Source organism: Agarivorans albus, from assembly GCF_019670105.1.
In the GTDB taxonomy this organism is placed as follows: domain Bacteria; phylum Pseudomonadota; class Gammaproteobacteria; order Enterobacterales; family Celerinatantimonadaceae; genus Agarivorans; species Agarivorans albus.
The window spans coordinates 1,211,405-1,232,608 of the sequence record NZ_AP023032.1 but is presented as its reverse complement, the minus strand read 5'-3'; the positions used below and the strand labels follow the sequence as shown (position 1 = coordinate 1,232,608).

The following is a 21,204-nucleotide window of genomic DNA, read 5'->3' as shown; positions in this document are numbered from 1 at the left end:
TCTTCTGATATAAATAAAGCGGCTACTAAGCCGCTTTATTTATAATCGGAGCTAAATTAGTGCTGATATTCGTAAGCACCAATATCAAAGGCACTGCCACTTGGCCTAGCGTTCCCATCTAGGTCGGTAGTAATCGAATCACTCAAGTCTAAACCGTTGTCAATAGCAATCGAATCAGGTAACAAACGATAGCTGTCTTCAGGGTCTATGCCAGGAGTGTCGGTGAAAATGTTGTTGGCATTAGCGTATTCAGAGTAACGATTTGGAAGAATATTATTCTCATCACTAACATACCTTAAAAAGTACTCATCGTTATAAAGGGGCCCTGTATAACTCACAACCAAATTATTCTTAAAAATAACGGGGGTGTCAGATGCATAGTCTACGATAGACGGAACATTAACTATGGTATTGTTTCGAATTATTGCGTTATTGCTATTAGCTCCGTTGCCCCGCCAAAGAGCAACATGACTATCTAGAGCAAAACTAAACAAATTATTATCGATCACTGTGTCCCGGTTAGAACGAATTAGCCCAAGGTTATAATATTGCCCCCCTCCAGAGCTATTTAGTACCTTGTTTGACAAAAACAACAGATCACCTCTGGTGTAAACAATCTCGCCTGAATGCTCATCAAAATAAAACTTATTATTCCTTAAAGCGCCACTTTCAAATTCAATATTTTCCTGATCTAAATAAACATCAAACCCATCAAGGCTTAAATACTCAGAACTTCTTATTGCTGGGAAAGCCGAATAATCAATAATGGGGGATTGTAGCCATAACTCAACATTACCATTTGCTGTAAGAGCCATAGGCTTGTTAATGGATAGATTGCCTAGATAAATTCCCGGCTCAACCAAAACCTCACTGTCAGGAGCTTGATCGACAATAGCTTGTAATACAGACATATCCTGCCCAAAAGAAAAGTCCATTGTTGCGGCAGTTGTCTGCACAACATTATGCGGGTACACCGTGTTAACTTCGAGGTTAAACTCCACTTTACCTTGTTCGGTTGGTTTACTAAATTGAACATTGATAGGGTCCCAAGAGTCCACATCGTAACAACTAAATCCAGAGGCGTTTACACTACAACGAGCACTGGAATACTCAGTCGTAACCGAGGTGATAGTAACCCCTATTTGATTATCTACTAAAGTTCCCAAGACATTAGCTTTATCTATTGACATATACTCTCGAGTATCTTGGTTTAGTAATATCGAATGACTAAAACCATCTTCAAGTGTATCCAACACATAACCAGAGTATATATCTGAAGTCCAAAAGGCTAGATCACTACGCTTTGGGTATAACTCGAAACCAAAGCCGTGTTGATCAAATGGAAAATCAATATCAATCTGAGCTTGAGCGACGATAGTATTAGCCTGATTAGCCGTCAACGTTAAACTTACGAACAGATCATCTCGGTAATGGTTAGGAAAGTTAGATAAATCTACATGAGGACAAATTAATACTTGTGTTGCCGTTGTTCCATCTTCGATAGTACAACCATAAGGACTACTGTTTACCGACCATGTATGCGGAGAAGGCAATGGTATGGAGATGGAGATATCTGACATAGCCGAGAGTAAGCCTGGCTCAATGTTGCCAGCCAGATACACATTCACCTCAGTAGGCGCCCCTACATACATCTGATAAGTATCAACACTCATTGATAAATAAAAAAGAGGAAAGGAATAATTAGAATTTGGATCGCTGTTAGCTAAAAATTCATAATAATCCGTGAATCCATCTAAGTCAGAATCAGTACCTTCGTTAGAAATTTGAGGATCTAAGCCATTAACTGATTCCCAAGAATTAGGAATTCCATCGTCGTCATCATCTGCTATATCGCTGTAACTTTGGTCGTTTAAATACCAAGAGGGAACATTGGTTTCTAATTCAAAAGCTCCATCTCGATTGCTATCGACTGAAACTTGCACATAACTGTTATTCGCATTGAGTACTATTTCACTATGTTCACTAGTTATGGTTAGCCCTCCACTTAGTAGATTGTCTTCAAAATCTAGTACAATAGGTTCTGGAGTTACTAAATCCAAGTAGCCTTTGTCAGAAAAATAAATCCTTCCCGATATAAGCTGCTGATTATATTCATCAATGCAAGACTGGGTTGTAACCTTTAAATCTTTATCTAATATAGATATTTTATCGGTTTCAAGCAGCATATTGGAATTGACAAGCTCTTCACAGGTGTTTGCTCCAGTCACCTTGACCATACCGTTAAGCAAAGTGAATTCAGCTCCTATCTGATACCGAAGTTCTTCATAGTAAATGTCGAAATTCACTGGCTCGTAGCTGCTCAAATCCCACTTGTGGTAATCTGTGACAACTCGACCAGAAAGCACGCCTGAGCCATCATCACAATTGTTATAGCTTACTTGTAGTTTGCCAACACCAGTTTCTTGATTTAGGTTCTCCGAAATAGTTTGAGAACCACCGTAAGCACAACTTTGAGTTTCTGACGCTCTAGCCCCCACCTCTTTAGATCTAGCGCCGTTAGCTTGTAAAGACTGCATTTTTCTTGCACTTAATGAGAGAGCATCGATATCCCCCTCAAACAAGTACTGCAGCGTGGGGTAAATGTCATCAGAAGTTAGCGAAGCACTTTTGGTGCTGCCATCATACTTTTCCATAAGTAGATCAGCTGAAACTTTTGGCGTTGAAATAGATGTGCCGCTTCCTCCACCACCGCCACCACCGCAGGCGGTGGTAAGTAGAATAAGAGAACTTATAAGTGAGAATTTGAACGATGAGTGAGAACTAAACACGCTAACATCCTTGTTAGTTATTGAAGTTGATGGAGTTTATTGATTTAGTCAAAATCAGTCGAGCCAAATTATGATTAAGTATGATGTAAATCAATACCCCATTTGTGGGATATTCACGTCTTAGCTTTTAAAGATTCTAATACTGCTGATTAGCTTTTCGATAATTACCTTGATAATCAAATATTCGGTGCTCAATAACCCAGTAGTGCTTTTGCTTTTTGGCAATAACAAAATTGGGGGCGACAAGTTTTGTTATTAATGCTTCTGCTTCTTTTGCATCGTTAATAAGAGCAGCTTGCTCAGAGACTCGGCGACTAAACAAGGCGTTAAATTGTTGCTTGGCTTTGGTGTAATCAAAGTTAAAGGATTCGCTAAGCTCTGCGCCATCTTCATCGTGATAAACCAATTTAATTTTATTTCCATCGCAGCTAGCCGAGATGCCGCTGCACCTTAGCACTTTACGATCTTTTAGCTGCAGCGCATCTTTAAGCTGCTTGTCTGGGTCAATTAATTGAAAGCCACAGCTTTGACATTGCCGTGCTGCAATATCGTTTTCGGCATTACATTGTGAGCATTGTTTGTATTTATAGCGGTAAGTACACTGGGTTTGTTTTGCTGGCTCGTCTGGGTCCGCCACTAACCCTTGGCAACGTCGACCATAATGCTCAATAACATCACCATCTTTATCGGTAATGCCCCAAAACATATTGGCAAATTGGCATTGCGGGCAACTTACTTGTACCAATGTACTGTTAGGGTCGGGTTTTACTTGGCCAATTTCTGGCTGATAGAGATCGTAGTTATTACCTGCATAATCGACAATTAGGCAATCGGTTTTGTCTTTGAATAAACGCAAACCTCGGCCGGCGATTTGTTGATACAAACTTACTGAAGCAGTGCGCCGCAAAATAGCAATTAAGTCCACATGCGGCGCATCAAACCCCGTAGTTAACACCGATACATTCACTAAAAACTTAAGCTGCTGGTGCTTAAACTGTTCAATTAAGCTGTCTCGCTCAGCATTACCGGTAGCAGCGGTGATGACCGCAGTTTGCCCTTCTGGTAAATAGTGTGCAATTTCCTTGGCATGGTTAACAGAAGCAGCAAACACCATTACACCTTTGCGCTGCTCTGCCAATTTAACCAGCTGTTTGCATATGGCTTGAGTGACTCGTGGGCAAGCAGCTAAAAACTGGTCGAGCTGTGCCTCGCTGTATTGCTGCGGTAAATCATCAAATTGATAACGCGCCGCAGGCGCATCCACCACCAGCGGCTTAGTTAAATATCCTTTAGCAATGAGATGGCGCATCGGCAGCTCATAAATACATTTTTTAAACCAAGCTTGGTCGCTGCCACGTACATAGCCGTGATAATGATATTGGTAGATCCACCCTCTATCTAAACGGTACGGAGTAGCCGTTAAACCAAGCACTTTTAGTTGGGGGTTTTGTTGCTTTAAATGCTGAATAATTTGCTGATACTGGCTGTCATCGTCTTCACTTACCCGGTGACATTCATCAATCACTAGCAAAGAGTAGTAGCCGGAAAAAGCTTCAAGGTTGCGACTTAAAGACTGCACACTGGCAAAGGTAACTGGAAGTTGGTATTGTTTTAAGCCTAAACCTGCGGCATAAACGCCGGACTCAAAACCATAATCTTTAAACTTTTGATGATTCTGTTCGACTAACTCTTTGACATGGGCCAACACCAGAATAGGGTGACGCGCTAAACGCGCAAGTTCGGCAATCACGATGCTTTTCCCGGCACCAGTTGGTAGCACCAACACAGCGGAATCGTCACTTTTTCGAAAATGAGCGAGAACGGCATCTACCGAGGCTTGCTGGTAGTCGCGCAGTTGAAACATTACTTGTTAACCCTAAGCTAGTTAAAAATCGGCTTATTATGCCATGTTTAAGCCGGTGTGCTTTATAGTGATTATTTAGTTGCGTCATAAAACAGCTACCAAATTGGCATTAAAAAAGGCGGCCTGAGCCGCCTTGTTCAAAAGGTAATAATACTAAGGTAACACTTCACAGCTTGGCGCTTCAAAGCTTCCGTTGTATCCACCTTGCAGACCAAATGAGGTGCTTTGGCTATGCGCTAAAAGACCATTGTAAACTTCGTTCACAGCAGTTAAACCTAAACCATCACTTGAGGCTTGATATTTAGCATTCCAGCCATTTACCAAACTAATTGGTTGAGGGAAGCTCAGGTGAACTTTCCACCCTGTTACCTCTTCACCGCCAGCATTGGTCACCTTAAGGTTGCCTAATACAAAGCCTGTATTCCAAACATTGGCTTCACCAACAGTACAAGTAAGTTTAGAATCACCACCGCCTACAGGAGGCTGTTCACCCGCTTTAACATTTAAGTTTAAGCTAGCTTCTGCTGATAATTCTTCACCTTGCTCGTCAGTAGCAATTACTACAATCACTACCTGCCCTTCTGTTTCTGGCATAGTCAGCGCTACGTTACCGCTGCCAACTCGAGTGGTTGCTAATGCACCATCTACGTATACATTCGCGCCATAAGCATTGGCTAAATCAAGACGAAGCTGAACTTCACTAGCTGGTCGAACTTCACTGCCATTGCTAGGAGAGCTAATTGCTACTGCAGGTACAATCGGTTCTGCAACTGTTACAGTAACTTTAGCTTCTGCAGACTTAGCTCCTTGGTCATCAATCGCCACGAAGGTGAAACTATCGCTACCAAAAGTGCCCGTATTAGGTGTGTAGGTCGCAAATTTACCACTAAGACTAACCGAGCCGTTTGCAGGCTGAGAGGCTATCTCGTAACTAACAACATCACCATCAGAATCACTGCCGCTTAGTTCAACAGACACATCAGTGTCAGACTCAGTGCTAACACTTTGGCTTTGCGCAATAGGCGCACAGTTGATGCCAGTAGTTGGGCCACAAGCAGCCGATGGTTCATTACCCCATACCAACTCGCCGTTATCATACAAAGCAATGTTATTTGCTAGCTTGTATGCATTGCTAAAGTTTTCCCAAGATGGGTCATTACTGTTGTCCCAGTCAGGGTTGTTGGTATTGGTTGGTAGCGATAAGCGGAACTGCACTTCTTTCTTAGAAGCTGATTGACCGCCGGGGTAAATATCTACGCCATCAAAGCTAATCTCAGCGTAATAGATGTTGTCTTCGTTATTACCCCAAGCGTGTAAACCGCTATAACCAGAACCTTGGCTGTAAGCAGTTGATAAACGTACATCATCAACCGAGTAACCGGCATCAAACACTTCTGTTAGGTCTACCCAGTAGCGATAGCTTAATTTATCGGTTACCCGTGAAGGCCACGCAGTATGGTTGTGTACACGAGTCGCTAACTCAATATGGCGAGTGCCTTGTGAGTTAATTTTAGCTTCTACATATAGCTCGGTATCGCGAACCTCTTTAGCTGGAAAATTTGCTTCTGCAATGGGATCACCGCCATGGTCAAGCCACAGGCGCGCTAACGCGGAAGTAAAGCCAGCATTGTAATCGGTTGCCACTTCGTTTTTCACGTAGTCGCCACGATCATCGGCCCACGAATCATCCAAGCCAGGGCCACCAACCAATGCACCAACCAATAAGTGACGGTTTTCTACTGGATCGCCAGAGTTGTCATTCCAAGTACCATGCGCAGTGCGGTGATGCGGCTTGGTTGGGTGATAATCGCCATAACCAATTTGGTAAGAAATATTAAGCGGGTTATCACCTAAAATGTAATCCAGCTGGCTTTTAGCAAAGTTGTAATACACATCGGCTTTAGCGGTTTTGTTGGTGTTTTCTTTAAGGTAATCAGAATACACCAAAGCTAAGAAAGAGGTATTTGAGGTATAACGTGCAGCCCCCCAAGTATCTAGAAACGCTAAGCCACCTGGCGTGTAACGAATTTTTTGACCATTGTAGCCAACGGTCCAATAATCTAACCAACGCTCTGCGTCTGCCTGATATTGTGCTTCTCCAGTTAGGCTTGCCATTAAAACATAAGCGCCGTAAGACTTATCATCCCACGCTTGGCCCCACTTGTAAGAACGCGTATCTGTTTGCGGTTCAGTACCTAAAGAGCCGTATTCTGTTTTAGCTTTATTTAGGTAACTGTCGTCGCCAGTTGCGCGGTATAACCAAATGGCACCCCACACCAATTCATCTTGATAACCACTCCAAGAGTTATAAAAAGCGGTGGCATCGGTGATTGCATCTGAGTATTTGCCACGGTAGTTATCGGCAAACGAATACAGCTGCTTGGCGTGCTCTAACAACATAGCCGCATAACTTGGGTCGCTATCTTTAAACACCATCGAAATAGACGCTAACGCTGCTGCCGTTTCACCTGCTAGATCAGAGCCAGGGTTAGCTGCATCAATTTTGTATGAAGGACGCTCCATTTGCATCACTTCGGCCGAGCCCCACCAAGCGTGATCCACGCTACCTTTGCCAACTTGGCCATAAAACTCATTAGGCGCAGTGTGAGCCTTAACAAAATAGTCGGCCACAAAACGTAAATTGTTTTTGATATGTTTAAGCTGGTTGGTTTGCTCGTAAGCTTGTGGGTAATCAACTACCCCCCAAGCAAGCATGGTGGCAGTGGCCGCCATAGGAAAACCAAATTTTACGTGGTCACCTGCATCGTACCAACCACCGGTAAGATCTACGTTGTTATCGCTACCGTCTTTTAGCGCAGAATCACCACGCCATTCAGTACGGTTCCAACTAGGCAATACCCCTGACTGCTGGGCTTCATAAAAATAAATCGATTTTTGTAGCGCTTCACCATAATTTGCTGCTTGAACAGACATTGCACTGGAAATGATCGCGCTTGCTAGTAAGGTTTTCCTTAACATCTTTAGTTATCTCACAAAAATTTAGAACGTAATCCTTCTTCAGCCATTCTTTGTAGCAGTAAGAAGTAATGCCGTTTACCGAAAACTAAACTCTTTGCCCAATAACCATTGGTGTTGTGCAAGTTCACCGCACAGCTATTGAAGCTTAGGTTTCTAAAATGACCAACAAATATGTTATTCATCAGTAAACCCGCAAGAGCTTACCCTAGTTGGTCAGAGTTTTTTATTTCCAGTGCTAAAAAATACTCGGCAGCTGAAACTGTGAAAAGTTTAGGAAGGATAGTTTTATCATCTAAACAACAAAGCAAAAAACAAAGTAAGCAGCATATAACACTAGTGTTAAGTAAAGCCTTTTCCCAAAAAGTAAAAAAGCCCTCAAATTGTAATGAGGGCTTTACAGCTATACTGCTAATTTAGTCAATAAATTGAAGGTCTTACTAACGCATACGACAGCTCGGTGCAGCAAAGTTACCTGAATGACCACCTTGCAAACCAAAGGAGATACTCGCCCCTGGTGCTAATTGACCATTGTATGCTTCATTGGTGACCTCGATGCTTTGGGCAGAAGCATTAAACACGCCGCCCCATCCACCCACTAGCGTTACACTTTGCGAGAACTCAAGCACTGCGTTCCAAGCTGAAACAGTATTTGAGCCGGTATTTGTAACCGTAATGCTGTTAATCACAAAGCCGCTAGCCCAAGAATCTGCCGCGCCAACTTCACAACTCAAATTTGCCGCTGCCGGTTCAAGCACTTTTAAGCTAATACTGTCTGTTGCATTAAGGTTTTGCCCCTGCTCGTCTTGCGCGGTCACCGTTAAGGTATAATCCCCTACTTCTGCAGGCGCAGTTAACTCACCGCTGGTACCACTAAACGATTGCAGTTGTCCGGCTAGGTTAGTTTCAAACCCTGCGGCATCTTTTAAGCTTACTGTCACACTAAAACTGCTGCCGGCTTCAATACTGGTATTGTTGGTAGGTGCACTTAAGCTCACTTCTGGCTGCAGCGGTACTTCGTTCAGAGCACTTAAAGTAATGCTGTCGCTTACCGCCATCTCGTTACCGTTGCTGTCTACAGCAACAATCATGATGGTGAAATCACCTTCTGCCGAGGGAGCGGTGATACTAGCACTACCTGCAGTAGGTGCGTTTTTCACCAAGCTTCCATCAAGATAAATATTAACCGAAGCCGCTTTGTTCACCGAGTAACCAAGCATGACCTGCGAGCCTGTAAGCACAATGCTGTTTGCAGCCGGAGAATTAATGCTTACCGAAGGATTTAGCCCTTGGTAGTAATCATTCAAACTAATACCAGTGGTACTGCCCTCTCCTCCTAGTGCAACTTCATGATCTAAGCTAATAAATTTGCCAGCATCGTTAGTCCACAAAGAAGGCTTAAACAAAGCATATTTATCTTCGTCCCAGGTAGTCCAGTCGTGGCCTAGCAAGCCTCCGGTATCGCCAGAGTTAGGATTAATACACCAAAAGGTGTGGTGTAATTGATGCTCAATAATCAAATCACGGATTGCTACCATCCACGCTTCATTTGGGCCACCATCCATAAAGCCGCCCCACTCACCAATTAGTAGCGGTGCAATGCCTTCTTCATGAATAAACATCCAGTTATCTTTCCACACATCTTGGTACAAGGTGTCTTTGTTAAACCCTGGATAGAACCACTCTTGCTCAAATACTAAAGGCCCATAGTCGTGTGGTGAGTACATAAATTGCTGTTGGCGTGCGCCTAAATCAATCGGGAATTCGCGTACGCCACGTAAATTGCCGCCCCACCAATTAAAGTGAAAATCATCTTTTCCTTTGCTTTCCCAGTTTTTACCTTCCACGGGATACGCTTCAATGCCTTCACACATCACTAAGATATGAGGGTTAATATCTAACACACGGTTAGATACTGTTTCACAGGCATGCTTCCAGTTGTTTTCATCGGTACTGTCATCCCACTTGGCAAACTCACCAGCGGCACTTTGCTGAGGGTTACCATGGGGTTCATTTTCTAGGTCATAGGCGATGATGGTGTCATCATTTTTATAACGTTCGGTTACCCACTCCCAGGTGGAATAAAAATCTTCTGAAGTAATATCGCCTTTGTACCAAAGCGGCGCAATATGCCCCATGTTATCGGCTTCGGCGCCGTGAACATCAAGCAAGATCTTCATACCACTCGCTTTAGCAGCGGCAATTAAGGCATCAAACACTTCCAATGAAGTAGCTGTCGCTAAATCTGGGTTAGCCGAAGCATTCACTTGAATTGGCACAAACTGGCCATTTTTCCATTCTTTAAGTAACTCGGTAGAAATAGGCACCCGCAGTAAGTTGACACCGCGAGTAGCAATGTCCTGAATGGTGCTCTCTAAGTTTACCGACCACAAACCATGCAATACTCGCTCGGTAGTATTAAAGCCAAACCAGTTAGCCCCGGTAAGCCAAACCGTATTGCCTTGCATATCTTTAATTTGATTGCCTTCTACGTGAAGCCAATCATCGCCAGGCAGCGGAGCCGCCAGTAAACTTGCGCTGCATAACGAGGCCGCAGCAAAACCCACGCATTTAGCGAGTAGTGTTTTAGATGTTTTCATTATGTTCTCCATAACATTTCCCAATGAGAAAAGCGGCCAGTTAAGGCCGCTTTGGGATGTTAAGTTCTAAGGTAAAATTTCACAGGTAGGGGCAACAAAGGTGCCAGAATGCTCGCCTTGTAGACCAAACGAGGCACTGGCATTAGGCGCAAGCTGACCATTGTATACCTCGTTACTAGCGCTAATACCTAAACCATCACTTGAGGCATTTAGCTGGGCATTCCAACCGTTAGCAAGTCTCACTGGGTCGGTAAATACTAGATTTACTTTCCAGCCACTTACCGCTTCGCTGCCTGCATTGGTTACCGTGATACTGTTAATCACAAAGCCGGTAGACCAAGTGTCAGCTTTACCTACTTCACAGCTTAAGCCATCACCTACTGGAGGCTCTGCACCTTGCTTAACCACCAAGCTTAAGCTGGCTTCTGCGCTTAACTCGCTTCCTTGTTCATCAGTGGCAATGACCAAAATAGCCACAGCACCTTCTGTAGCAGGCATGCTAATAGTTACCGCACCACTGCCAACTCGGTTGGCAGCTAATGCGCCATCAAGATAAACATTAGCGCCATAAGCGTTGGCAACATCGAGCTGCAACACAACCTCACTGCTAGGGCTAACCTCTGTACCGTTCTCCGGTGAGCTAATAGCTACTGCTGGGATTATTGGTGCAGCAACTTCAACCGTTACCGTCGCTGTTTGAGAGACTTCACCTTGATCATCAGTTGCGGTAAAAGTGAAGCTATCGCTACCAAAGAAACCTGCATTAGGTACGTAGCTAGCAACATTACCCGTTAGCGTTACCGTACCCTGACTTGGCTGGCTAGCAATGGCATAACTTGCTATAGAACCGTCACTGTCGCTAGCAGATAAGGTGACAGAAGCCGGAGTATCAAAGGCTGTATCTACCGATTGGTTTTGGGCAATTGGCGCACAGTTTATACCGGTAGCACCACCACAAGCGGCACTTGGCTCACTGCCCCATACCAAAACACCCGCATCGTACATGGCGATTTTCGGTGCCAGTTCATGTGCATTAGTGTAGTTATCCCAAGAAGGATCGTTTGCGTTATCCCAATCTGGATCGTTGGTATTGGTTGGCAAGGCTAATCGGAACTGGACTTCTTTTTTCGATGGCGATTGACCACCTGGGTAGATGTCTACACCAGCAAAGCTAATATCTGCGTAGTAGATATTGTCACCATCATTCCCCCATGGATGTAAGCCGCTATAACCAGTACCTTGGGAGTAAGCCGTTGAGATAGTTACATCGTCAACGGTGTAACCCGCAGCAACCACTTCAGTTAAATCAACCCAATAACGAATACTTAGGTCATCAGTAACACGAGAAGGCCAAGCTGTGTGGTTGTGTACCCGGGCGCTAATTTCGATATGGCGCGGCCCTTCTGAGTTTACTTTTGCATCAACAAATAACTCGGTGTCGCGCACTTCTTTAGCCGGGAAATCGGCTTCAGCAATTGGCGCTCCACCATGATCTAGCCATAAGCGCGCGAGAGCTGAAGTGAAACCAGCGTTATAGTCGGTTGCAACTTCGTTCTTATAGTAGTCACCACGGTCATCGGCGTAAGAATCATCATCACCAGGGCCGCCTACTAATGCGCCCACTAACAAGTGACGGTTTTCTTCTGGATGGCTTGATAAGCTATCAGCCCAGGCACCATGGGCCGTGCGGTGATGAGGTTTGGTTGGGTGGTAATCGCCATAACCAATTTGGTAAGAAATGTTGAGCGGGTTATCACCCAAAATGTAATCTAATTGGCTCTTCGCGAAGTTGTAATAGGTTTCCGCCTTGCCTGCTGCAAGGTTATTGGCTTTTAAAAAGTCGGAATAAATCAGTGCTAGAAATGACGTATTAGAGGTATAGCGCGCTGCGCCCCAAACATCCAAAAAGGCTAAGCCACCCGGTGTGTAGGTGATTTTTTCGCCGTTAAAGCCGGTGGTCCAATAATCTAACCAGCGCTCTGCATCATCCTGATAAACTTGCTCGCCAGTAATTTTAGCTAACAAAACATAAGAGCCATAAGACTTATCATCCCACGCTTGGCCCCATTTGTAAGCGCGATACTCTGTTTGTCCCTCGGTGCCTAAATTAGGATATTCGAGTTTGGCTTTATCTAAGTAAGCAACATCGTTAGTGGCTTGATACAACCAAATTGCGCCCCACACCAACTCGTCTTGATAACCACTCCATGAGTTATAAAAGGCTTTTGCATCGGTAATAGCATCTGAGTATTTGCCACGATAATTATCGGCAAAGGCATAAAGCTGCTTGGCGTGCTCCAACAACATCGCCGAGTAACTAGGATCACTGTCTTTAAACACCATGGAAATGGCTGCTAGCGCTGCTGCGGTTTCCCCCGCTAAATCAGAACCAGGATTAGCCGCATCAATTTTGTATGATGGACGCTCCATTTGCATTACTTCGGCCGAGCCCCACCAGGCATGGTCTACGCTGCCTTTACCTACTTGGCCCCATAATTCATTTGGCGCGGTATGGGCTTTAACAAAATAATCGGCCACAAAACGTAGGTTGTTTTTAATGTGTTCTAGTTGGTTGGTTTGCGCATAAGCTTCTGGGTATTCCACTACCCCCCAAGCCAACATTGTGGCGGTAGATGCCATTGGGAAGCCGAACTTAACGTGGTCGCCTGCATCATACCAACCACCGGTTAGATCTACATTGTTGTCGCTACCGTCACCAAGTGCCGAGTCGCCACGCCATTCATTTCGGTTCCATTCGGGCAAAACTCCCGATTGTTGAGCTTCGTAAAAATAAATGGATTTTTGTAGCGCTTCACCATAATTGGCTGCGTGCGCCGACACCGCACTGGTTACCATCGCCGTAGCGAGAAGTGTTTTCCTTAACATCATTGCGTATCTCTCTATATTTGCAAAATTAGCTATTTTCTTCCTCTTCATCTTTGTGAAGGTAAGAAGCACACTGGTGTGTAAACCGCTGCAAACGAAGAGCTTAACCATGCCATGCTAACTCATGAACGCTCTCATTAGGCCTCACACCCTTTTGGCAAACCTTACTTTGAGGTTTTACTCAATAATGAAACTAGCAAGCAAAAAACAGTTCTCAAGGCCTTTATTGACAAATATGAAACTAATCAAGGAAAAGATTTTTGTGATGAAATGAAAAGGAAAAAATCAGGCTTGTTTCATACAAAATGTTGCGCGAGGTCGCGAATGACGACTGATAAGACCAGCGTCATTCCCACTTAAAAGCAGTTTTTACTTTGAGTTTTTTTTAGAGAGGCAAATAAAATCAGGCACTTAAGGCTTCTTCCACTACTACTTCTCGATATTTAATGCGCTTGTAAACCAATACCATAACCATGGTAATGTTGGCAGTTAGTACCAAGGTAGTAGTAACTGACAGCAGAGGATCGCCCACTACAAACACCGTATAAGACCAGGCTAATACCGCATTACATTGGAACATAATCCAACTTAAAAACGAGATATCTTTAGCGGGGCCTTTTATCCGCATTAAGCGAATGATTTGCGGGCTGAAGGACAAAATAGAAATGATCCAACTGAAGGGATACAAAAATTGAATAAACTGTTCCAAGTAAATCTCCGATAGCCAAAACGCGCCATCCGAGGCGAACAGTCATACCATTAGTGCAGGCAAAAATTAGTGAGTAATTCTAAAGCTGCGCGATGATACACCAGCAAAGCTAACTGGTCAAAATACAATCAAATAATTACTCAACTTTATGTTGATACATATCTTGGTCTGCCAAGGCCAAGATGCCCTCAACCTCCATGTTTAAGTCAACATCAATATAGCCGATGGCCACGGTGTACAAGGGTAAGTCTTGCTCGGAGTATTGAGCAAACTGGTCGGTAAAGCGCTGGGCAATGGCATCAAAATCAGAATCATGCTCAATTAATACTAAAGCAACAAACTCGTCCCCGCCCATGCGACCAATCACATCAGAGCTACGTACGCATTTGTGCATCGCTTTAGCCACATCAATCAACACTTCATCCCCTACGGCATGCCCGTAGTTATCGTTAATTTGCTTAAACTTGTCTACATCGAGGTAAAATACACCCAAGCGAGAGCCCATGCGTTTTGCTAAGCGGATCCGCTGCTGAGCTAATGAGCAAAATCCGCGGCGGTTGTTTAACTCGGTTAAAGGATCGGTAACCGCCAACTTTTGCATATGAGTGTACAACTCAAGCAAAGACAAATCGGCTTCTAAAATGTCTTTTAACTGCTCGATAAGTTCAAAGTATGTATCATCGTAATTGGTTTCTCGATAATCCATCACACAAAAAGTGCCAAAGGCTTTTCCGTTTGGCCAAAATACCGGCACACCTAAATATGAGCGAAACCCATCACCATGCACCTCAGGATTGCTATCCCAGCAAGGATCTATCATTGCATTTGCCACATACAAGCTTTTACGCGTTTCAACAATTTTGCGACAGAAGATATTAGCCTGGGGCTCTACCACCATGCCCGCGCTGTAGGGATTAGTGTTCTGCTCGCTAGCAATAGTGATTTGGTAACCACTTGGTGTGTGTTGTACTAAAAAGCCGGCAGGCGCATCAAACAATTTAGCCAGCAAGTTAACTGTACGCTGCCATTTGGTAAGAGATATTAGGTCATTTGGGTTGGATAAAATCCATTGTTCTGGGTCAATCGCGGGCTTTAAGGGCATCTACACCTCCAAAATAACCAAACTCACCGAGTTAGCTAAGTAAGGCCTTAGCTAAGCTGATAAATAAAGTTTAAGAAAGAAGTACTTATAGTGCCCGCTATCAATAATCATTAACTAAGACTTGAAGCCTGATCAACTGGCAAGAAATATTTACTATAGGAAAAGTAAATGGGATGAGGATAAGACGAGTTTCTTTAGTTAACACTATTTATGACCGCCTCCGCAGCCAGAGTTCTGCCACATATCAATTTGCTCTTCGGTAAGAAAAGCGCCTTGCTTGTTGGTATTAGATTGCTTGATAGATGCCAGCAAATCCTGATTATAGTTTTGATTATCTTCAGCCTTATTGTCGCCGCTACTCGTGGTAGCTTGGCTAGAACAGGCTGAAATAAGTACGCAGATTATTACCGGAATTGCAGATTTCATCACTTAAGCCCAATGTAACATTTGCTTAACAACTTAGTCTGAGTTTAGTTCAAAGTCATCCTGTTTTTTCGAAAGACGCTGAATCGAAACTTAATTAAGTCACATCAAAAAAAGATCTCAATGATTTTGCTAGCCTATTCGCCAAGCTTTAGGACTCATTAATGACTGATACCAAAATCAACAAGACAATTGAAAACTTCACTTGCATTGAAGAAGCATTGCGCTACTTCGAAATCGACTTTGACAAGGGTTTTATTGATGAATGCCGAGACTTGTTAGTTAAACGTTTTGGCGGCAACCTCATCTTAAGTAAAGCAGATGACTGGTTTTCGGCACGCCGAGCCTTAAAGAATGCTTACTGCAAAACTCAGCGTGAGCGTTTAGACAAACATACCCGCTCGGCTTGTCGCGGCTGTACTTCCTGTGAACGTAGGTAAACACAGGTAAAATTAATTGCCCACCCACGAGCCATTTACACATTTATAGCTACCTATAGTCGCCCCTTCTGGATACACATTACCGCCGTGTACGCAATCAGCAAAGCTAGGCAAACTAAGTAATAGTGTCACTAGCACAAGCCCTATTTTAAGTATTTTCATGGCTATTTCTCCTCGGTACTATCCGTTGGCGGTTGTTCTGTAGTTTCAACGTGAATACCATTGCGTTCAGTCAAATCCATCGTTGTAATTAACGTAGGCTCGGGGTCTGGATTTATTAAAGTAAAATTTCCATTTAAACATTTCAGATTACCTAGCTGGGCTCCCTCTTGATATACATCTCCTTGCAAGGTGCAATTGGCACTCACAGCAAAACTTAAGGGAAGTAGATAAAAGATCATTTTCATCATTTTTTACACCACCTTTCTATCTTAGCTTGCCATCGCTGTCTCCACCCCTCTTGTTGCGCAATCAATTGCGCTTCAGTGCTATAGGTCTTTCGACTAGCCTCTAGGCTAGCGTCGGGTACAGAGTCAACTTTAAGGAAGTACTCCAAGCTCACTAGCTTTTCATACTTCTCAGCGTCAATGTCTATCATTGACTGCTTTAAATCGTTATCTAAAAGAGAGCCATAGAGAGACTTGGAGTTGAATAGCATCTTAGCCAACACTTCTAGATCTTCCTGCTGTTGTTTCTTTAATTTGTCTGGGTCAAGCGATTCAGATTGTGAATTAGACTTACCTAAACGTAAGCCTTGTAAATTAGAAAATATAAAACTGGTTTGAGAAAATATTAATGGTAGATTCTCTTCCTGACCTGAAAGTTCTATGGATACGTCTTTTAAGTTGCTCCAATAGACTCGAGCGCCATTAAGCTTAGTTTCGTTAAAATTTAAGTTTTCCATATTTACATAGCTAAAATCAGGGAAATTAAAGGTCGTTCTAGATAAATATGAACCCGTCAGGTTCACGCAATACAAACTGGTTGTTGTAAATGTGATGTCGTTTAACTCGATATAAGAAAGATCCTTGCCTGCTAAAGACAGAAACTTCTTCTCTTGAAAATACCTTGTGGTATCAAACAACTTGGCAAAGTCATTATCTGAAATGAACTGAATGACCTGAGCTAATAAAGTAGATGTGCTTAAACTCTCCAAAAGCAACTCAGAACGAGATACTACGAATCTATCTAAAGCTTCTTCATCAGAGTCTTTAAACACCAACAGCGCTTCGCTAATTGCGGAAACATAATTTGCTACGTTTGCCACTTGGGCAGCATCTTTTTGCGCCTTAAGCTCCTCAGAAAAAAGATCTGCCGACGTTTGAATAGATTTGTATGCAACACCCACCGTAACAATGACTGTGACAACTGTAGCGATAAACCCTAGTACGCCGTGATGTAAATCAACCCAACGAAAGAACCGCTTAACAGATGAAAGACTCTTATCACTCATGTGAATTCTTAAACTGATGATAACTTTATCTAATGACTTGATGCATATTTAGTACCTAGAGCGACATAGTTAGTTAAATCAACATGTTTAATTTTTGAACAAAAATCCACAACGCAGCTTTTGTAAAGAAAAGTGACACAATTGTTAACAGTTTCTAAATAAGCAGCTTAAGATCGCAAATCTATCAACAAGTTAATCTTGAATGTGAGCTTTCTCTATAGCCACTTTGCTTTTTCTTGCAAATCACTCATGTTTTTTCAATGCTGAGTCGGCAAGCTATCGGGAAAAACATAATGAAAATAGGGATTACCAGCATAACGCTAAGCTATGCTTTAGCGGCATTTTCAAGCCTAGCTCTGGCCGACACTCAGCAGCCAGAGCTCACTATATGGACAGGCAAAAGTCACCAACAAATGCAGCTTATTGCGAAACAATTTAACGCAGATACCGGCATTATTGTTGAGGTGAAACAACCCGTCGACATCACTGGAAACTTTGAAATTCAAGCTCGTAATGGTGAAGGACCAGACATCGTATTTTGGCCCCACGACAGAATGGGCGATTGGGCAAATGCTGGTCTTATTAAACAGTTAAAACCCAGCCAAGCACTACAAGATTCCGCGGTAGACTACGCCTGGGACGCAGTGAAAGTTGAAGGCAAAATATATGGCTACCCGATAGGCGTAGAAGCGATAAGCCTTATTTACAACAAAGCCTTAATTAAGGAAGTTCCTACTAGTTTTGAGGAAATCTTCGCTCTAGATAAGCAGCTTCAAGAGCAGCAACAAACCAAAGCCATTTTGTGGGACTACAACAATACCTACTATACATGGCCACTATTTGCTGCAAATGGCGCTTATGTATTCGGCAAGCAAGGTGGGCAATACGATGTAAAAGACACCGGGGTTAACCACCCCAGCGCTATGTATGCCGGCAAACTACTAAAAGACATGCTCGACCAACAGATAATGCCGCGTAACGCGGATTATTCAATCATGGATATGCAGTTTGTTAAAGGCAAGGTGGCCATGGTAATTAATGGACCTTGGTACTGGGATGAATTGGAAAGTGTAGGTATGGATTTTGGCGTTGCGCCGTTACCTAAAATTAATGGTAAGCCGGCCAAAGCCTTTGTAGGTATTTGGAGCGCCATGGTGAATAGCGCAACTAACCAACCCGCATTGGTAGACGAGTTTCTAAACTACTACTTAATGAATGTAGACAACCAACGCTTACTGTTTAGCAGCGGAGACATTGGTGCCATGGCAAACTTGCAGTTACAGCAAGAGTTAATTAACGACCCCAAAGTACAGGCAGTTTATGCCAGTGCAGCACAAGGCGAACCTATGCCAAATGCTGCAGCAATGGGTAAGTTTTGGGCCGCTATGGCCACTAGCCTCACCAACATCACCACCGGTAGACAGGCTGTAGATAAGGCCCTAAATGCTGCCGCTAAACGGATTACTCGTTAGCCATTCATGAGGCTGTTGATTCAGCCTCATTCTCTTAAAACAAAGCCTTAGTTTAGCTCATTCTTGCAATACTACGTCTGCAAACCCAAAAATTGCACCTATTCACTCCCCTTCTATTTTGGAGGAGAACCTTACACATTTATGGTTGGTTTACGTGCTCAATAAAGCAATGCGCCTACAGTTCTAATTTAAACAATTCGATAATTGCTTTAAACGATCCTCATCTCCTGGGTGGCTGCTTATCCATGTAGGAATGTGTGACTCGTGGTCTTCGAATAAATGCTGGTAGCCGGCGAGTAATTGATCTTGAGGTAAATCTAGCTGCTTGCTCCAATGACAGGCGAACAAATCGGCTTGTTGCTCAGCTTCTCTAGAGTAGCCAAGGCTTACCCCTAGTACTGCGGCGCTTACTAGGCCATCTACCAGTATGCTTGTATCGCCAACAACTAACACCACAGCTGTACTGATCAAAGCCGAGCGCACTAAACTTGCCATCACATCGTTATGAGCCACATGGGCTAACTCGTGTAATAAAATGCCATTGAGTTGTTCTGGGCTATCTAGCAGTTTTACTAATTGGTCGGTCACCACAATACTGCCATCGGCTAACGCAAAAGCATTTGCGTCTTCGCCCATGCGGTAAAAGTACAACTTAGGCTGCATGGGTAGGCTATCGATTTGTTCTACCAAGCTATTAAAGTTTTGCTCTATTGCTTGGCGTTGCTCTGGGTTGATTTCAGTTTCACTAAAACCTAAAGTTTCAAATTGCTGCAGCGTCCTTTCGCCTAGCTCTTGGCTAATGGAAACCGGCACTTTGCCGGCCAAATAATGGCTTAACCAAGGAAGCCCTTGGCTAGCAGCCGCGTAAATAGCCGCCCCACTCACTACAAAGGCTAAGATAATCATAAAGACATTGCGCTCTAAAGTTTTTAACCAGGAGCCTTGGCCTTGTTTATCCAGCCAACTATTCAAACGGCTTGGTTCATCGGCAACAAAGCGACTGCCATTGCTAAAACCAATGGCGCGCGCTTGCGAGCCAATCGACATCGCAATATCTAGCTCAGATAATGGCGCTCGAATAGCGCTAAATTCATCACTTAGCTCAAGCCACCCTTCATCAGAGCAATGCAACTTGGCGGCTCTAGACACAGAGCTGTTTTCTACAAAAACCTTTCCGGTAATGATCATGGAGCTTAAATCACGCCAATTTCTACGCTAAAGGCATCAGCAACTTCATCAGCAATTGCCGTTTTGCTATCACTTACTTGGTTGTTCGTTGCGATGCTTTCGATATCACCCTGTACTGCCGTCGCTTGTGCCAAAAACTTCGCCATGCGCACTTTTGCAACAGGGGTCGCTAAACCAAATGAGAATACAATAATCAACATATTGCTAAGCATTACGCCCATAAATGCCAAAGGCTTTACTGATGACACCATAAACAACTGGCCTTCTATGTCTGTTTGTCCAAACTGATAGTTTCGCAAACAAGCTTTTAAGTAGGCAGTTACAAACCAGCCCAGCAAAAAAAAGCTGAGATAAATCAGCATGAAGATCCCAACCAACGCGCCGCCGGCTGCTAGGTCTTCAGTACCGCCTTGCTCCAATGAAGCAAACATAGCGCCGAGTTGGCTAAAGTCTGCGCTAAATAGAGCAAACGCCAGCAAAGCTCCCACTAGACATAAAGCCAGTACACCGCCCAAACCAACCGCTGCGGCTTTTAAGAAAATTTTAAACATGGCCGCAGACTCAATATCTGCGGTAAACTTCATGCTGCCCCATTGGTAGTTATTCAATACATAGCGGCTCATGTAAGTAGCCATAAAGGCATACAAGTAAGTACACCCAGCGCCAATAACCACTACACCTAATACACCTGATACTAAAGGTGAAATAACACTACCAAGTCCAATAACTAATCCAGCAGTTAAAGCAAAAATGACGGAAGCTAAAAACGGCATCACCATTAACGCCATGTAGGCTCCGCCATAGCTGCCTACAAAATCAAATCGAACGTTTCTGTAGCGAGTTACCCGAGAATCAAAACGTAAGTTTTTCACTACTAAAACTGGCATCACTGCCACAAACGCCAGCATTAGAACAACTTGAAGCAATTCATTTATCATTGGCGACACAGCCCAAATAATCACCAGAGTCACTGCAATTATCCGTCCCAGCAAGATTTGTAAAGGTTTCGCTAAATACTCGAATCGCTCACCCGCTAATTCACTATTGCCGTAAAAATACTGTTTGTTTCGCACTTTTGCCCAAGCTGAATAGATACCCAAGGTAACAATGCTGAGCAATACATTAACGATCCAAATTCCAAAATACTCGTCGGTTTTTCCATGAAATTTAAAACGGTTTTCACTTAAGTGCTGACTTTCCATGCCAAGAAATCCTGATGTTTAACTAATTGAAAATTAATAAGTCAAAAGACTTTAATGACAATAATATCTAAATAAAACAGATTTTTGTTATTAAAAATCA

15 protein-coding genes are annotated in these 21,204 nt (G+C 43.4%); 2 read left to right on the top strand and 13 right to left on the bottom strand.

Annotated elements, in window-relative coordinates:
• Window positions 1-56: 56 nt before the first annotated feature.
• The 8 genes from K5620_RS05690 to K5620_RS05655 form a co-directional block, all read right to left on the bottom strand.
• Complete coding sequence (locus K5620_RS05690) at window positions 57-2,789, bottom strand: right-handed parallel beta-helix repeat-containing protein (protein ID WP_016400997.1); 2,733 nt, start codon at window positions 2,787-2,789, stop codon at window positions 57-59.
• A 136-nt stretch (window positions 2,790-2,925) separates the two neighbouring features.
• Complete coding sequence (gene radD, locus K5620_RS05685; RefSeq protein WP_221077454.1) at window positions 2,926-4,653, bottom strand: DNA repair helicase RadD; 1,728 nt, start codon at window positions 4,651-4,653, stop codon at window positions 2,926-2,928.
• Between the two features lie 153 nt (window positions 4,654-4,806).
• A complete protein-coding gene (locus tag K5620_RS05680) occupies window positions 4,807-7,632 on the bottom strand; it encodes a glycoside hydrolase family 9 protein (protein WP_016400994.1) in 2,826 nt (941 codons plus the stop codon).
• Between the two features lie 437 nt (window positions 7,633-8,069).
• Window positions 8,070-10,229, bottom strand: a complete 2,160-nt coding sequence (locus K5620_RS05675; RefSeq protein ID WP_016400992.1) for a cellulase family glycosylhydrolase — start codon at window positions 10,227-10,229, stop codon at window positions 8,070-8,072.
• Between the two features lie 66 nt (window positions 10,230-10,295).
• On the bottom strand, window positions 10,296-13,118 hold the full coding sequence (locus K5620_RS05670) for a glycoside hydrolase family 9 protein (protein ID WP_246612313.1): 2,823 nt from the start codon (window positions 13,116-13,118) through the stop codon (window positions 10,296-10,298).
• Window positions 13,119-13,518: 400 nt separating this feature from the next.
• Window positions 13,519-13,824 carry a hypothetical protein gene (locus tag K5620_RS05665; RefSeq protein WP_016400990.1) on the bottom strand — a complete coding sequence of 102 codons (306 nt, stop codon included), beginning with the start codon at window positions 13,822-13,824 and terminating at the stop codon, window positions 13,519-13,521.
• Between the two features lie 136 nt (window positions 13,825-13,960).
• A complete protein-coding gene (locus K5620_RS05660) occupies window positions 13,961-14,926 on the bottom strand; it encodes a sensor domain-containing diguanylate cyclase (RefSeq protein ID WP_016400989.1) in 966 nt (321 codons plus the stop codon).
• 204 nt (window positions 14,927-15,130) lie between these two features.
• Window positions 15,131-15,352 (bottom strand): hypothetical protein, encoded by a 222-nt coding sequence (locus K5620_RS05655; RefSeq protein WP_016400988.1) that lies wholly within the window; start codon window positions 15,350-15,352, stop codon window positions 15,131-15,133.
• A 161-nt stretch (window positions 15,353-15,513) separates the two neighbouring features.
• On the opposite strand from K5620_RS05655, the gene nifW reads away from it, so the two are divergent.
• Window positions 15,514-15,789, top strand: a complete 276-nt coding sequence (gene nifW / locus K5620_RS05650; protein WP_016400987.1) for a nitrogenase-stabilizing/protective NifW family protein — start codon at window positions 15,514-15,516, stop codon at window positions 15,787-15,789.
• 12 nt (window positions 15,790-15,801) lie between these two features.
• On the opposite strand, the gene K5620_RS05645 is transcribed toward nifW, so the two are convergent.
• From K5620_RS05645 to K5620_RS05635, 3 genes are read right to left on the bottom strand one after another with little or no spacing between them, the layout of a single operon-like run.
• Window positions 15,802-15,951, bottom strand: coding sequence for a hypothetical protein (locus tag K5620_RS05645; RefSeq protein ID WP_016400986.1), 150 nt, complete (start codon window positions 15,949-15,951; stop codon window positions 15,802-15,804).
• Between the two features lie 2 nt (window positions 15,952-15,953).
• Complete coding sequence (locus tag K5620_RS05640; protein WP_040306971.1) at window positions 15,954-16,199, bottom strand: hypothetical protein; 246 nt, start codon at window positions 16,197-16,199, stop codon at window positions 15,954-15,956.
• Complete coding sequence (locus tag K5620_RS05635) at window positions 16,196-17,242, bottom strand: pentapeptide repeat-containing protein (protein WP_016400985.1); 1,047 nt, start codon at window positions 17,240-17,242, stop codon at window positions 16,196-16,198. The genes K5620_RS05640 and K5620_RS05635 overlap by 4 nt, the downstream gene beginning before the upstream one ends.
• A 293-nt stretch (window positions 17,243-17,535) precedes the next feature.
• On the opposite strand from K5620_RS05635, the gene malE reads away from it, so the two are divergent.
• Window positions 17,536-18,714: a maltose/maltodextrin ABC transporter substrate-binding protein MalE gene (gene malE / locus K5620_RS05630; RefSeq protein ID WP_016400984.1), complete on the top strand. Its 1,179-nt coding sequence runs from the start codon at window positions 17,536-17,538 to the stop codon at window positions 18,712-18,714.
• A 183-nt stretch (window positions 18,715-18,897) separates the two neighbouring features.
• On the opposite strand, the gene K5620_RS05625 is transcribed toward malE, so the two are convergent.
• Window positions 18,898-19,902: a M48 family metallopeptidase gene (locus K5620_RS05625; protein WP_016400983.1), complete on the bottom strand. Its 1,005-nt coding sequence runs from the start codon at window positions 19,900-19,902 to the stop codon at window positions 18,898-18,900.
• Window positions 19,903-19,907: 5 nt separating this feature from the next.
• Complete coding sequence (locus K5620_RS05620; RefSeq protein ID WP_016400982.1) at window positions 19,908-21,104, bottom strand: YjgN family protein; 1,197 nt, start codon at window positions 21,102-21,104, stop codon at window positions 19,908-19,910.
• Window positions 21,105-21,204: the final 100 nt, after the last annotated feature.